Below are 14082 nucleotides of genomic sequence, written 5' to 3'. Positions count from 1 at the left end.
AGCAATTCGCCAATAACAACGAAGGAGACGAAACATGAGCAAGGCAACGAAGGCAGGCAAGGGAATGGTCGTGGCGTCGCTGCTGGCGCTGGCGGGCACGATGGCTGCGCCGGCCATGGCGCAGAACGGGGGATGGCCCGGCAAGCCGATCCGCATGATCGTGCCGTTCCCGGCGGGGTCGTTCACGGACACCGTCGCGCGTGTGGTATCGGAGCGGCTGACGAAATCGCTCGGCCAGCCCGTGGTGGTGGAGAACAAGGCCGGCGCCAACGGCCTGATCGGTGCGACCGAAGTGGCCCGCGCGGCGCCGGATGGCTACACGGTAATGGTGACCAATTCGAGCAGTGTCACGATCAATCCGCAGGTCTACAAGAAAGGCGGTTACAAGCCGCGCGATTTCGCGCCGGTCACGCTGATCCTGGAAGCACCGTTCATCCTCGTCACGAATCCGGACTGGTCGCAGAAGCACGCCGTGAATACGGTGCAGGAGCTGTCGCGCTATGCGTCGCAGCAGCCGGGCAAGGTCAGCTACGGCTCGGCCGGGCCGGGCAACATCGCGCACCTGAGTTTTGCCATGCTCAACAACCGCGCGAAGATCCAGACCACGCATATCCCCTACAAGTCGGCCGCGCAGGCGCAGATGGCGGTGATCAGCGGCGAACTCGACACCGCCTTCGACACCTGGAGCGCGCTGCCGCAGATCAAGGCCGGCAAGCTCAAGCCCATTGCGGTCAGCGGCACGAAGCGCATGGCCCAGCTGCCCGACGTGCCCACCGTGGAGGAAGCGGGCTACAAGCCGTTCGACTCGACGTTCTGGATTGGCCTGCTGGCGCCGGCCGGCACCCCGCCGCAGATCGTGCAGAAGCTCCACGCCGCCACCCAGGGCATCGTCGACGACGACAAGGCCCGCGCCGCACTGGGCCAGCAGGGCGAGGTGGTGATGATCGACCCGGCCCGCTTCGCCAAGCGGGTGGAACAGGAGGAAGCCAGCTGGGGCGCCGTGATCCAGCGGGAGGGCATTACGCTGGACTGAGCAGAGGCGGGGCTGGCGGTGAAAGGGGGGGCGCATTCCGCCCGCCCGGTCGCTGATCCATCCTTGCGCCCGCGCCAATGTGCGAGAATGAGCGCCACCCTGGCGATGGAGCCCTGCCCAGGGCGATCGAGAGAGGCGTTCGTGGAAGTTTTTCGTTTTTTCCGCAGGAAGCGGGTCAAGCCTGCTTCCGTTCCGAAGTCCAGGCCCGCAGCCGAGCCGGTTGCGGGTGCGGAGACCCGTACGCGGGATTTCCAGGACACGGCGGGCTCGTACGATCGCGTATTCGGGCGGGTGATGGCGACCGTGGAGGGTATTTCGGACGCCGAGGCCGACGAAATCCTGGCGCTCGTGAAAAGCAGCGGCTCCGACGGGCTGAACCTGGCCGGCTACTTCGAGCAGGTTTACGCCCGCTATTTCAAGGGCCGCGCGTGGACCTGGACCGAGTATGACGACTGGGCCCGCATCTTTGCGGAGCTGGGCGCGTTCCCCTCGACCTGGACCGATATCGACAAGCCACGCAAGCCCAAGACGCGCGCCGAGGAGCTGCTCGGGCAGCGCAGCGGCGAGATTCGCGCCTTTCTCGACGCCGAGGGCGTGCAGTACCTGCCTTCGGCCAAGAAGGAGCAACTGGTGGCGATTGCCGAGCTCACGCCCGGGCTCGAAGGCTCGGCGCTCTGGCAGTCGGTGCTGGACAAGCGCCGCGAGGAAACCGTTGCGTCCCTGGAACGCCGCCCCCGGTTGCTCTACGACCTGCTGATGCGCACGATAGCCTACCGGGCCAAGAGCGAGCGCGAGCTGCAGCGCGCCAAGGCGGCCGGGGTCAAGCGTTTCGACGTCATGCTGGCCATCGAGGCCGACCGCAGGTTCGTGGAGATCGCGCGCCAGAAAGATCCCCAGGCGGTGCCGCCGTTCTACCCCAACGATTTCACGCTGCTGCGGCCGATCATCGACAACCAGAAGAACGGCAGATAGTTTTTTTTTGGCCGCCATGGCCGGCCGTCACGCGGGTGGCAGTTACAATTTGGCGATGCATGCTGCATTCCGCCTTCTCCGCCTCCCTTGCCCCCGCTGACCCATGGATCACAACCTGACCCTCATCACCACGCTGGCCGCAGGCTTCGGTATCGCTCTGGTGCTCGGTTTTCTGGCCGAACGCATGAAGATACCGGCCCTGGTGGGCTACCTGGTCTCGGGCATCATCATTGGCCCCGGCACGCCCGGATTCGTCGCCGATGTCCACCTTGCTTCCCAGTTGTCTGAAATCGGCGTGATGCTGCTGATGTTCGGTGTCGGCCTGCATTTCTCGCTGCGCGACCTGCTGGCGGTGAAGCGTATCGCCATTCCCGGCGCCGTGGTGCAGATGGGCATCGCCACCGCGCTGGGCATGCTGATCGCCTGGGCATGGGGCTGGAGCTGGGGCACCGGGCTGATCTTCGGGCTGTCGCTCTCGTGCGCGAGTACCGTGGTGCTGCTCAAGGCGCTGGAAAGCCGCAACGTGCTGGAAACGATGAACGGCCGCATTGCCGTGGGCTGGCTCGTGGTGGAAGACCTGGCCACGGTGCTGGTGCTGGTGCTGATGCCGCCGCTGGCGGGCCTGCTGGGTGGGGCGACCAATGGCGAGGCGCAGACCGCGCAGTCGATCGGCATCACCATCCTGCAGACGCTGCTGCAGGTGGTGGCCTTCATCGCCCTGATGCTGATTGCGGGCCGCCGCGTGTTGCCGTGGCTGCTGTGGCAGATTGCCAAGACCGGCTCGCGCGAGCTGTTCACGCTTTCGGTGGTGGCCGCGGCGATCGGGATCGCCTTCGGCGCCGCGCAGATCTTCAGCGTCTCGTTTGCGCTGGGCGCGTTCTTCGCGGGCATGGTCATGCGTGAATCGGAGTTCAGCCACCGGGCCGCCGAGGAATCGCTGCCGCTGCGCGATGCGTTCTCGGTGCTGTTCTTCGTCTCGGTCGGCATGCTGTTCAAGCCCGCCATCCTGCTGGAGCAGCCGCTGCACGTGCTGGCCGTGGTGGCCGTCATCATCATCGGCAAGTCCCTGGCGGCCTTCGTGCTGGTACTGGCGTTCCGCTACCCGCTGAACACCGCGCTGACCGTGTCGGCCAGCCTGGCGCAGATCGGCGAGTTCTCGTTCATCCTGGCGGGCCTCGGCGTGGCGCTCAAGCTGCTGCCGCCCGATGCCATGAGCCTGATCCTGGCCGGCGCATTGATCTCGATCGCGCTCAATCCGCTGTTGTTCGCGGCGCTGGAACCCGTGCGCAACTGGATCCTGGCCCGCTCGGCGCTCGCGCGCGACCTCGAACAGCGTGGCGACCCCTACGCCGAACTGCCGATGACCACTGAGCGCCGCTTCCTGCAAGGCCAGGTCGTGCTGGTCGGCTATGGCCGGGTAGGCAAGCGGATTGCCCGGGCAATGCAGGAGCGGGGCATTCCGTTCGTGATCGCCGACGAGAACCGCGAGCGCGTCGAGAGCCTGCGGAAAGAGGGCTTTGCGGCGGTGTCCGGCAACGCGGCCGATCCGGCGGTACTGATCCAGGCCCATATCGCCAATGCGGCCATGCTCGTGGTGGCGGTGCCGGAGCCGCTCTACGTGCGCCAGATGGTGGAGACGGCACGCACGCTGAATCCCGGCATCGAGATCGTGCTGCGCACCCACAGCGAGGATGAGTCCGAACTGCTGCGCAAGGAGAATCTGGGCACGGTGTTCTACGGCGAGGAAGAACTGGCCCGGGGCATGGCCGGCCATGTGCTGGGCCGTTTCGTGCCCGCCGGTGCGAGCGCCGGAGGACACTGAGCGCGGACTTGCCGTGACGATGGCGGTGCGGATATCTGCGCCGCCATCACTTTCCTGTCATCTAAGACGTTCATGATGTGCGCCCGTAAGACGAGCCTTGCCAGCGTGGCAGGACCACCGGGCGGCTGAGATGCCGGACCCGTGGCCGAAGACGCGCGGCACTACGGGTCAATCAGAAACAAGCATCAGGGAAGTCTCAATGCGTTACCTCAAGTCTGCAATCGGCATGGCGGCGGCCATGACCGTCGCGTTCGCGTTCTACGGCTGCAACGGCAGCGACGACAACAACGGCAGCAGCAACACCACGCCGCCGGCCACCACCACCCCCTCCACGCCGACCCCGGAAACCCCGTCCAGGCCCGTTGCCGAAGTCACCGGCCGCTGGACCACGGGCGACCTGCACGTGCACACCACCCAGTCCGACGACGCCCGCAGCAAGCTGGCCACGGTGCTGGACGAGGCGCTGGTCAAGAACAACCTCGACTGGACCGCGATCACCAACCATCTGCGCACCACGTTGCGCGACGAGAACGATGTGGCGATCGCCGGCGGTCCGCTGGCCTTCTCGAAGGCCATGGCCGACATCGAGATCCCGGCCGTGCGCCAGATGCAGGCCAGCGGCAACTACCCGAACAAGCTGATCTTCTCGGCGTTCGAGTGGGACATGCCGACGCATGACCACATGAACGTGGGCATCTTCACGGGCGCCCCGCTGGCGACGGCGACCAAGGCCGCCAACCAGTTCGAGTACTACTTCACGAATCGCGCCGATACGCTGTTCGACTCCGCCGATGTGGCCGCATGGAATGCCGCCGGCGTGCGCGCCTACACCACGCACGCCGACGCCGTGAAGGCCGTGGCCTGGCTGCGCGACAACTATCCGGACACCAGCTACGCGCTGATCAACCACCCGTCGCGCAACACCGGCAAGTACAGCGCCGCCGACTACCGGGAGTTCAACGACGCTGCGCCGCGCGTGGTGTTTGCCGTCGAAGGCATGGTTGGCAACCAGATGGAGCCCGATCGCGGCGGCTATACCACGGCCTACGTCGATGCCAACCTGAAGAACCGTGTCTACGGTGGCGTGGATTACGTGGTGGCGCAGGTGGGTGGCATCTGGGACGCCATGCTCGGCGACGGACGCCGCTTCTGGAACGTCGGCAACTCGGACCACCACTTCAAGACGGTCGGCACCAACAGCAGCGGCTACTTCCCCGGCGAGTACTCGAAGACCTACGTCTGGCTCGAAAACAAGTACTCGGGCGTACAGGCCGTGCTGGAAGGGGTCCGTTCGGGCCGCATGTTCTCGGTGTTCGGTGACCTGATCAACGCGCTGGACTTCAACGTGGCAGGCGCCGCCGGCAAGAGCGAGATGGGCGGCGAGCTGAAGGCGAAGGCCGGCGAGACCGTCACGGTGACCATTCGCTTCAAGAGTCCCGAGAAGAACAACTACCAGTACCCGATCGACAGCGGCATCAACGTCAACGTCAAGCCCACCGTGCACCACGTCGACCTGATCGCCGGCGACGTGACGCCGCGCGCCGCAGTGGGTACGCCGGGCTACAGCAAGGAAACCAACGACTCGACCAAGGTCATCGCCACGTTCACGGCGGCTGACTGGAAGCTCGACAGCGAAGGCTATAACGCGGTGACCTACACCTTCAAGGCCGAGAAAAACCAGTACTTCCGCCTGCGCGGCACGAATCTGGGCATGAACGTGGCCGGCGAGACGCAGAACGGCAATCCGCTGCCCGACGCCAAGGTCACGGTGGCCGAAGACCCGGCCCGCTTCAACGCGATCAACGCGCGCAACTACAACGACCTGTGGTTCTATTCCAACCCGGTGTTCGTCACGGTGGGATCGTAAGTCGGGCATACCCGGCAACATCTGCACCACCTGCGATGGGCTCCCTCTCCCGCTGTGCGGCAGAGGGAGCCGACCCGCGGCGCGAACCGATCCGCACCCGCTAGCCCCCCAACCCCAGCCGCAACAGCATTGCCGCGAGCACGAGCATCGTGACGCCGATCAGTGCGTCCAGCACGCGCCATGCGGCCGGGCGCGCGAACCATGGCGCCAGCCACCGTGCCCCGTAGCCAAGCGCCGTGAACCACAGCAGGCTCGCGCCGCTGGCTCCGGCGATGAACCAGCCGCGCAGCGGCGCCGGTTGCTGCGCGCCAATACTGCCCACCAGCAGCAGCGTATCGAGATAGACGTGGGGGTTCAGCAGCGTGAACGCGGCAGCCTGCGCCAGTGCCGCACCCTGCGTCAGCCGCGTGGTGCCAGCCCCGGCCGAGGCCTGCATCGCATGGCGCTGGCTGGCGCGCCGCAGCGCCTGCCAGCCGTAGAGCGCGAGGAACGCGGCGCCCGCGAAGGCCAGCACGCGCGCCAGCCCCGGCCGCTCGCCGAGTGCCTGCGCCATCCCCAGAACGCCGGCGGCGATCAGCAGCGCATCGGCCACGGCGCACCACAGCACGATGCTCCCCACATGTTCGCGGCGCAGGCCCTGCCGCAGGACGAAGGCATTTTGTGCGCCGATGGCGACAATCAGGCCGAAACTGAGCATGAAGCCGTGCAGCAGCACGGGGAAGGCGGAAGGCAGGTCCGGGTAGTTCATGGCGCGCAGCTTGCCATCGGCGGAGTCTGAAGACAAACTATCTTTTCTTTCCGTTCATTAGAGAAACTAAAGTCATGCTCGACTACGCCGCTTTGTCCGCGCTGGCCGCGGTCGTCCGGGAGGGGAGTTTCGAGCGCGCCGCGCGCTCTCTGAGCGTGACGCCGTCGGCCATCTCCCAACGCATACGGGCGCTGGAGGAGCGCGTGGGCTGCGCGCTCGTGGTGCGCGATTCGCCGTGCCGCGCCACCGAGACCGGGCGGCGGCTGTGCCAGCACGTGGACCATGTCCGCCTGCTTGAGCAGTCACTCCATGGCGCGCTGCCCGCCCTGGCCGGGCAGGGCGAGGCGCGCGTGCCGGTGCCGGTTGGCGTCAATGCGGACAGCCTGGCCACGTGGGTGGCGGCGCCGCTCGCCGCGTTCGCCGCGGCGCAGCCGGTGTTGCTGGAGGTATCGGTGGACGATCAGGACCACACGACGGAGTGGTTGCGCAGCGGCGCCGTGCTGGCCGCCGTGACGGCCACGGCGCGGCCGGCAGCCGGCTGCAACAGTTTTCCGCTGGGCGCCATGCGCTACGTGGCGGCCGCCAGTCCGGCCTTCGTCAGGCGGCATTTCGGCGAAGGCGTGGGCGCGGGTTCGCTGGCGCGGGCCCCGAGCCTCGTCTTCAACACCAAGGACGAACTGCAGTCGCGCTGGGCCCGCCGCCTGTGCCATCGTGACGTGCAGTTGCCCCGGCATACGCTCCCATCGCCCCACGCCTTCGTGACCGCCGCGCTGGCGGGCATGGGGTGGGGCCTGCACCCGACGGGTCTGATCGACGCGCATCTGCGGGACGGCTCACTGGTCGAACTGGTGCCCGGCACGCCGTTCGACGTGCCGCTGCATTGGCAGCATGCGCGCGCCGCAGGCGGCATGCTCGATGGCCTGACAAGCGAGGTGCTGGCCGCGGCGCGCAAGGCGCTGCTGCAACCGTAGGCATCGCCGGGTTCAGGCCGCCGCGTCCCGGTAGATGGCCCCCGAGGCCGCGCGCAATGCCTCGGCCATCCGCTCGGCGGCCGGCGACAGCAGCCGGTCGGTGCGTGTGATGATGCCGAAGTCATCCATGTGGCAAGGCACGTCGAGCGGCAGGATCGCCACCATGCCGTGGCTGGCGTAGTACGCGGCCACGTCGGCGGCCAGCACGGCCAGCATGTCGCTCGACTCCACCATCTGCGTGACAAACAGCAGCGCGGCAGTCTCCACGACGTTGGTGGGCGGGATCAGGCTCGCGCGCTGGAACATCAGGTCGAAGCGGTGCCGCAGGACGCTGCCAGCGGGCGGCACGATCCAGCCGGCCGGTTCGAGGTCGGCCAGCGACAGCGCCGGCACCCCCAGCAGCGGATGATCGCGGCGCGCCACCACGCAGACCGGCTCGGCGGCCAGTGGCTCGTAACGCAGATGCAGCTTGTCGTGCTCGGCGAACAGGCGCGCCACCACGAGATCGAGCTTGTCCTGCGCCAGCCGCTCCAGCAGCACGTTGCTGTTCTCGATCTCCAGCGAGATGCGCAGGCCGGGGCTTTCCTGCTTCAGGGCGGCCACGGCCGGCGGCAGCAAGGTCACGCCCGGCGAGGTGATGGCGCCCACCGCCACGTGTCCGAGCCGCCCGGCCTGCAGGCCCATCACTTCTTCCTGTGCCTGGTCGAGGCTGCCAACCACGGCCCGCGCGTGGCGGATCATCGCGTCGCCATAGCGCGTGGGCCGCATGCCGCGCGGCAACCGGTCGAACAGCGGCACGCCGAGCATCTCTTCGAGTTCGCGCAGCAGTTTCGACGCCGCAGGCTGCGTCATGTGCAGCACGGCGGCGGCACGGTGGATATTGCCTTCCTCGGCCAGCGCCACGAGCAACAGCAACTGGCGGGTCTTGAGGCGGGCGCGGATGTACCACGGGGGAGGTGTCGACATAGGGTTACCACCAATGCCTGATTCGATATCGCAGGGACGCGTTTTTTCATTGGAAGCATATCCGATAGGTGCGTAGACTGCCGCTCAGTCGACAAGAAAAATCGCCCGCGCCACCGGCGCGCCGCAGTCAGGAGACACCCTCAACTGCCCACCCGATGCCATGCCGGCGCCAGCCTCCGGGCCGCGCCCGCCCGCATGCGTCCGCCGTATTCAGGAACCCCCATGCCGGATTCGAAACCCAAGCTCCGCTCTGCCCACTGGTTCGGCACCGCCGACAAGAACGGCTTCATGTACCGAAGCTGGATGAAGAACCAGGGTATCCCCAACCACGAGTTCGATGGCCGCCCGATCATCGGCATCTGCAACACGTGGTCGGAACTGACGCCCTGCAATGCCCATTTCCGCAAGATCGCCGAGCACGTGAAGCGCGGCGTCTACGAGGCCGGCGGCTTCCCGGTGGAATTCCCGGTGTTTTCCAGCGGCGAATCGAACCTGCGTCCCACGGCGATGCTCACGCGCAACCTGGCGGCGATGGACGTGGAAGAAGCCATTCGCGGCAACCCGGTGGATGCCGTGGTGCTGCTGGCGGGCTGCGACAAGACCACGCCCGCGCTGCTGATGGGCGCGGCCAGTTGCGATGTGCCGGCCATCGTCGTGAGCGGCGGGCCGATGCTCAACGGCAAGCTCGATGGCAAGGACATCGGCTCGGGCACGGCCGTCTGGCAACTGCACGAATCGCTCAAGGCCGGCGAGATCGACCTGCACCACTTCCTGTCGGCCGAAGCCGGCATGTCCCGTTCGGCCGGCACCTGCAACACGATGGGCACCGCGTCCACCATGGCCTGCATGGCCGAGGCGCTGGGTGTGACGCTGCCGCACAATGCCGCGATCCCGGCCGTGGACGCGCGCCGCTACGTGCTGGCGCACATGTCCGGCATCCGCATCGTGGAGATGGCGCTTGACGGCCTGTGCCTGTCGAAGGTGCTGACGCGCGAGGCGTTCGAGAACGCGATCCGCACCAACGCGGCCATCGGCGGCTCCACCAATGCCGTGATCCACCTGAAGGCCATCGCCGGGCGCATGGGCGTGCCGCTGGAACTGGAAGACTGGACCCGCATCGGCCGCGATACGCCGACCATCGTCGACCTGCAGCCGTCCGGCCGCTTCCTGATGGAAGAGTTCTATTACGCAGGCGGGCTGCCAGCGGTACTGCGCCGCCTCGGGGAGGCCAACCTGCTGCCGCATCCCGACGCGCTGACCGTGAACGGCCGCTCGCTGTGGGATAACGTGCGCGAGGCGCCCAACTTCAATGACGAGGTGATCCGCCCGCTGGACCAGCCGCTGATCGCCGATGGCGGCATCCGCGTGCTGCGCGGCAACCTGGCGCCGCGCGGCGCAGTACTGAAGCCCTCGGCCGCCACGCCGGAACTGCTCAGGCACCGCGGACGCGCGGTGGTGTTCGAGAACCTGGAGCACTACAAGGCGCGCATTGTCGACGAATCGCTCGACGTCGATGCCGACTCGATCCTGGTGATGAAGAACTGCGGCCCCAAGGGCTACCCCGGCATGGCCGAGGTCGGCAACATGGGCCTGCCGCCCAAGCTGCTGCGCCAGGGCGTCAAGGACATGGTGCGCATCTCGGACGCGCGCATGAGCGGCACGGCCTATGGCACGGTGGTGCTGCACGTGGCCCCCGAAGCGGCGGCCGGCGGCCCGCTGGCGGCCGTGCGCGACGGCGACTGGATCGAACTGGACTGCGACGCCGGCACGCTGCACCTCGATATCCCGCAGGAGGAACTGGCGGACCGCATGGAAGGGTTCCAGCCGCCGGGCCCCGATGGCCGGGCCGGGCAGGGCGGCTACCAGCGGCTCTACGTGAAGCACGTGCTGCAGGCGGACGAGGGCTGCGATCTCGATTTCCTGGTGGGCTGCCGTGGCGCCGACGTGCCGCGCCACTCGCACTGAACAACCATAAACACAAGACGAGGAGACAATGATGAACAGTCAATCGGAAGAGTCACGCATCATTGCGATGCTGACGCGCAAGCTGATACCGTTCCTGGCACTGATCTACGTGGTGGCCTACATCGACCGCTCGGTCGTGGGTTTCGCCAAGCTGCACATGAACGCGGCGGCCGGCATCAGCGACGCGGCCTACGGCCTTGGCGCGGGGCTGTTCTTCATCGGCTACTTCCTGTGCGAGGTGCCGAGCAACCTGGCGCTGGAGCGTTTTGGCGCCCGGCGCTGGTTCGCGCGCATCCTGTTCACGTGGGGCGTGATCACGATGCTGATGGCGCTGATCCACAACGCCACCACGTTCTACGTGCTGCGCTTCCTGCTGGGCGCGGCCGAGGCCGGCCTGTACCCGGGCATCCTCTACTTCCTGACCAAGTGGTTCCCGATGCGGCACCGCGCCCGCATCATCGGCCTGCTGGTGCTGGCGCAGCCGATCGCGCTGATCATCACCGGCCCGATTGCCGGCTGGATCCTGTCCACTCCGGGCCTGTTCGGGCTGTCGAACTGGCAGACGCTGTTCGTCATCAGCGGGCTGCCGGCGGTGCTGCTGTGCATTCCCACGCTGCGGCTGATTCCGGAATCGCCGGCCGATGCCAAGTGGCTGGCCGCCGGTGACCGGGCCTGGATCGAGCGCGAACTGGCGGCCGACCAGAAGACTTTCGCGCTGAAATCGCACGGCAATCCGCTGGCCGCGCTCAAGGACAAGCGCGTGCTGCTGCTGTCGCTGCTGTTCCTGCCGTTCCCGCTCAGCATCTACGGCCTGTCGCTGTGGCTGCCCACGATCATCAAGCAGTTTGGCGTGAGCGACGTGGCCACGGGGTGGCTGTCGGCGATTCCCTACCTGTTCGCGGTGGTTGGCCTCTACCTGGTGCCGCGCCACTCCGACCGCAAGGGCGAGCGCTACTGGCACATCGTGGTGGTGTCGGCCGCGGCGGCGGTGACGATGGCGGCCAGCGCCTGGGTGCAGACGCCGGCGCTGCAGTTCCTGTTCATCTGCCTGACGGCCTTCTCGATCTATTCGATCCAGGCCGTGGTGTGGGCACTGCCGGGTCAGTTCCTGACCGGCGCCAGTGCGGCGGTTGGCATTGCCACGATCAACTCGCTGGCCAATCTGGGCGGCTACCTGGGCCCGTTCGGCATCGGCGTGATCAAGGACGCCACCGGCAGCCTGGCCGCCGGGCTCTACTTCCTGGCCGCGATGCTGGTGTTCGCGGTCGTCATGACCTTTGTGGTGCGCGCCGCGCTGGAGCCCCGCTCCGCCGTCGAAGCCGCGCCGCGCACAGCCACCTGAAGGACCTGCCATGCCCAACCTGCAGAACCCGCGCTATCGCGGCATCTTCCCGGTGGTGCCCACCACCTTCGACGAGGCCGGCGAGCTGGACCTCGACAGCCAGAAGCGCGCGGTCGATTTCATGATCGAGGCGGGGTCCGACGGGCTCTGCATCCTGGCCAACTTCTCGGAGCAGTTTGCCGTCACCGACGACGAGCGCGAGGTGCTGACGCGCACCGTGCTCGAACACGTGGCGGGCCGCGTGCCGGTGATCGTCACCACCACGCACTACGGCACGCGCGTCTGCATCGAGCGCAGCCTGCAGGCCCAGCGCCTGGGCGCGGCGATGGTGATGGTGATGCCGCCGTATCACGGCGCCACGTTCCGGGTGCCCGAGGCCGGCATCTACGAGTTCTACGCGCGGCTCTCGGATGCCATCGATATCCCGATCATGATCCAGGACGCGCCGGCCAGCGGCACCGTGCTGTCGGCGCCGTTCCTGGCGCGCATGGCCCGCGAGATCGAGCAGGTGTCGTACTTCAAGATCGAGACGCCGGGGGCGGCGAACAAGCTGCGCGAGCTGATCCGCCTCGGCGGCGATGCGGTGGAGGGGCCATGGGACGGCGAGGAGGCGATCACGCTGCTGGCCGACCTGGAGGCCGGTGCCACGGGCGCGATGACCGGCGGCGGATTTCCGGACGGCATCCGTCCGATCCTGACCGCCCACGCTGACGGCGACGCCGAGCTGGCCTTCGCGCTTTACCAGCGCTGGCTGCCGCTGATCAACCACGAGAACCGGCAGGGCGGCATCCTGACGGCCAAGGCGCTGATGAAGGAAGGCGGCGTGATTGCGTGCGAGGCGCCGCGCCACCCGATGCCGCCCATGCACCCCGACACCCGCAGGGAGCTGATCGCCATCGCGCGCCGGCTCGATCCGATGGTGCTGCGCTGGGGCGGTTGACCCCGGGCCGCAAGCGCGCTCAGTCGAGCGCCCGATTGCGCGACTCGACGTTGACGGCAGCTACCGCAACGGCGGCGGCCAGCAGCATCGCCGAGATCATGGCCAGCGCCAGCGTGAAGTGCGTGGCCATGACCGGGGCGATGATCGACGGCGCGAACAGCCCGCCGAACCGTGCGACAGCGCCGGCCGTGCCCATGCCCGTGGCGCGCAGGCTGGTGGGAAACACCTCGGGCGTGAACGCATACAGCCCGCCCCAGGTGCCGAGCAGCGCAAAGCTCATCAGCAGCGTGGACCCCACCACCACGACGGGCGAGGTACCCAGGCTGTACAGCAGGCAGCCCAGCGCGCTCAACAGCAGGAAGCCGATCAGCGTGGGCTTGCGGCCCCACCGCTCCACGCCATACGCGGCCAGCGCGTAGCCGGGCAACTGGGCCAGTGCCAGCACCACCAGGAAGACCTGCCCCCGCATGAAGGCGAAGCCCTGCGTGCCGAGGCGGATCGGCAGGTAGACGAAGACACCGTAGTACGCGATGGAGATCAGCAGCCAGGCCAGCGCGAGCGCGATGGTCCGGCGGCGCAGCGTGGCGGTGAACAGCGAGAAGACCGATTGCCTGGCGGCGGTATCGGCCTGCAGTGGCGGGATGCTGACCTGCCGGCCGTTCTCCCGTGCCACGCGTTCGAGCACCTGCCGCGCCTTGTCCGATTGCCCGCTGCGGTTGAGGAACAGCGGCGACTCAGGCACATACATCCGCAGCACGATGCCGATCAGCGCGGGAACGCCGGTGGCGAAGAAGATGATGCGCCAGGCGTCGTTGCCATGGTCGGCGGCGGCCAGCGCCAGCAGCGCGAGGCAGATCGTGCCCAGCGCCCAGAAGGTCTCCAGCAGCACCAGCCAGCGGCCGCGCCGGTCTTTCGGCAGGAATTCGGCCATCATCGTGTAGTCCACGGGCAGCGTGCCGCCCACGCCGATGCCGGTCAGCAGGCGCAAGGCCAGCAGCCATGTGAAATCCGGGGCGAAGGCCGAGGCCACGCCGCAGGCCGCATCGATGCAGACCGCCAGCAGCAGCGCGGGCCGGCGTCCGAAGCGGTCGGCCAGGCGCCCGAATGCGAATGCGCCGACCAGCATGCCGATGAAGAAGAACGTCCCGGTCTGGAGTGCCTGCGGCACGGTGATGCCGAACGTCCTGGCGATCGACGGGGCGCTGAAGCCGATGGACAGCACCTGCATCGCATCGGCCGCCCACACCAGCCCGAAAATGACGAAAAGGCGGCGCTGGAACTTGCCCACACCGGCGGTTTCAATGGCCTGGTCGAGGCCCATCAGCGAAGTCGACATTTGGCGGCGGCCTGTCAGGTTGTCACGGCAGGCGGACATTCTAACCGTAGGCCGCCACGGCCGGGTGGCCGGCGCGGACAAGGCCCGCCTGGGGCCAGCCTGAGGCCGCATCCCTCCCGC

Annotated in this window: 11 protein-coding genes; 8 read left to right on the top strand and 3 right to left on the bottom strand. The window is 67.6% G+C overall.

Features of this window, described 5'->3' with window-relative positions; all coding sequences use genetic code 11:
• Positions 1–34: 34 nt before the first annotated feature.
• From EV147_RS12755 to EV147_RS12740, 4 genes are all read left to right on the top strand, one after another.
• The gene (locus EV147_RS12755; protein WP_130391542.1) at positions 35–1033 is read left to right on the top strand and encodes a Bug family tripartite tricarboxylate transporter substrate binding protein; all 999 of its coding nucleotides are present in this window, start codon (positions 35–37) and stop codon (positions 1031–1033) included.
• Positions 1034–1120: 87 nt separating this feature from the next.
• A complete protein-coding gene (locus EV147_RS12750; RefSeq protein WP_130391541.1) occupies positions 1121–2005 on the top strand; it encodes a hypothetical protein in 885 nt (294 codons plus the stop codon).
• A 103-nt stretch (positions 2006–2108) separates the two neighbouring features.
• The gene (gene ybaL / locus EV147_RS12745; protein ID WP_130391540.1) at positions 2109–3827 is read left to right on the top strand and encodes a YbaL family putative K(+) efflux transporter; all 1719 of its coding nucleotides are present in this window, start codon (positions 2109–2111) and stop codon (positions 3825–3827) included.
• 199 nt (positions 3828–4026) lie between these two features.
• The gene (locus EV147_RS12740) at positions 4027–5694 is read left to right on the top strand and encodes a CehA/McbA family metallohydrolase domain-containing protein (protein WP_235844713.1); all 1668 of its coding nucleotides are present in this window, start codon (positions 4027–4029) and stop codon (positions 5692–5694) included.
• Positions 5695–5794: 100 nt separating this feature from the next.
• Here the strand turns inward: EV147_RS12740 and EV147_RS12735 are convergent, their stop codons facing one another.
• Positions 5795–6442: a LysE/ArgO family amino acid transporter gene (locus EV147_RS12735; RefSeq protein WP_130391784.1), complete on the bottom strand. Its 648-nt coding sequence runs from the start codon at positions 6440–6442 to the stop codon at positions 5795–5797.
• A 74-nt stretch (positions 6443–6516) separates the two neighbouring features.
• Here EV147_RS12735 and EV147_RS12730 point away from each other — a divergent pair, with 74 nt between their 5' ends.
• Positions 6517–7413, top strand: coding sequence for a LysR family transcriptional regulator ArgP (locus EV147_RS12730; protein ID WP_130391539.1), 897 nt, complete (start codon positions 6517–6519; stop codon positions 7411–7413).
• Between the two features lie 12 nt (positions 7414–7425).
• Here EV147_RS12730 and EV147_RS12725 read toward each other — a convergent pair whose 3' ends face one another.
• The gene (locus tag EV147_RS12725; RefSeq protein WP_130391538.1) at positions 7426–8379 is read right to left on the bottom strand and encodes a LysR family transcriptional regulator; all 954 of its coding nucleotides are present in this window, start codon (positions 8377–8379) and stop codon (positions 7426–7428) included.
• A gap of 222 nt (positions 8380–8601) precedes the next feature.
• On the opposite strand from EV147_RS12725, the gene EV147_RS12720 reads away from it, so the two are divergent.
• Genes EV147_RS12720 through EV147_RS12710 form a run of 3 tightly spaced genes read left to right on the top strand, consistent with a single transcriptional unit; the run spans position 8602 to position 12626 of the window.
• A complete protein-coding gene (locus EV147_RS12720; RefSeq protein ID WP_130391537.1) occupies positions 8602–10344 on the top strand; it encodes an IlvD/Edd family dehydratase in 1743 nt (580 codons plus the stop codon).
• 28 nt (positions 10345–10372) lie between these two features.
• Entirely contained in the window at positions 10373–11686 is a 1314-nt protein-coding gene (locus tag EV147_RS12715; RefSeq protein ID WP_235844712.1) for an MFS transporter, read from the top strand.
• 10 nt (positions 11687–11696) lie between these two features.
• A complete protein-coding gene (locus tag EV147_RS12710; protein WP_130391536.1) occupies positions 11697–12626 on the top strand; it encodes a dihydrodipicolinate synthase family protein in 930 nt (309 codons plus the stop codon).
• Positions 12627–12645: 19 nt separating this feature from the next.
• Here the strand turns inward: EV147_RS12710 and EV147_RS12705 are convergent, their stop codons facing one another.
• Positions 12646–13962: an MFS transporter gene (locus EV147_RS12705; RefSeq protein WP_130391535.1), complete on the bottom strand. Its 1317-nt coding sequence runs from the start codon at positions 13960–13962 to the stop codon at positions 12646–12648.
• Between the last annotated feature and the right edge of the window lie 120 nt (positions 13963–14082).

Source organism: Cupriavidus agavae (assembly GCF_004217045.1).
Classification (GTDB): Bacteria; Pseudomonadota; Gammaproteobacteria; order Burkholderiales; family Burkholderiaceae; genus Cupriavidus; species Cupriavidus agavae.
Note: the sequence above shows the minus strand (reverse complement) of the source record. Positions and strands in the feature narration are given on the sequence as shown.

Bases quoted from the DNA above. Each gene is read 5' to 3' on its own strand.
- EV147_RS12750 (WP_130391541.1), top strand. From the start codon at position 1,121: ATGAGCGCCACCCTGGCGATGGAGCCCTGCCCAGGGCGATCGAGAGAG.
- EV147_RS12720 (WP_130391537.1), top strand. From the start codon at position 8,602: ATGCCGGATTCGAAACCCAAGCTCCGCTCTGCCCACTGGTTCGGCACC.
- EV147_RS12740 (WP_235844713.1), top strand. From the start codon at position 4,027: ATGCGTTACCTCAAGTCTGCAATCGGCATGGCGGCGGCCATGACCGTC.
- ybaL (WP_130391540.1), top strand. From the start codon at position 2,109: ATGGATCACAACCTGACCCTCATCACCACGCTGGCCGCAGGCTTCGGT.
- EV147_RS12755 (WP_130391542.1), top strand. From the start codon at position 35: ATGAGCAAGGCAACGAAGGCAGGCAAGGGAATGGTCGTGGCGTCGCTG.
- EV147_RS12735 (WP_130391784.1), bottom strand. From the start codon at position 6,442: ATGAACTACCCGGACCTGCCTTCCGCCTTCCCCGTGCTGCTGCACGGC.
- EV147_RS12725 (WP_130391538.1), bottom strand. From the start codon at position 8,379: ATGTCGACACCTCCCCCGTGGTACATCCGCGCCCGCCTCAAGACCCGC.
- EV147_RS12730 (WP_130391539.1), top strand. From the start codon at position 6,517: ATGCTCGACTACGCCGCTTTGTCCGCGCTGGCCGCGGTCGTCCGGGAG.
- EV147_RS12715 (WP_235844712.1), top strand. From the start codon at position 10,373: ATGATGAACAGTCAATCGGAAGAGTCACGCATCATTGCGATGCTGACG.
- EV147_RS12705 (WP_130391535.1), bottom strand. From the start codon at position 13,962: ATGTCGACTTCGCTGATGGGCCTCGACCAGGCCATTGAAACCGCCGGT.
- EV147_RS12710 (WP_130391536.1), top strand. From the start codon at position 11,697: ATGCCCAACCTGCAGAACCCGCGCTATCGCGGCATCTTCCCGGTGGTG.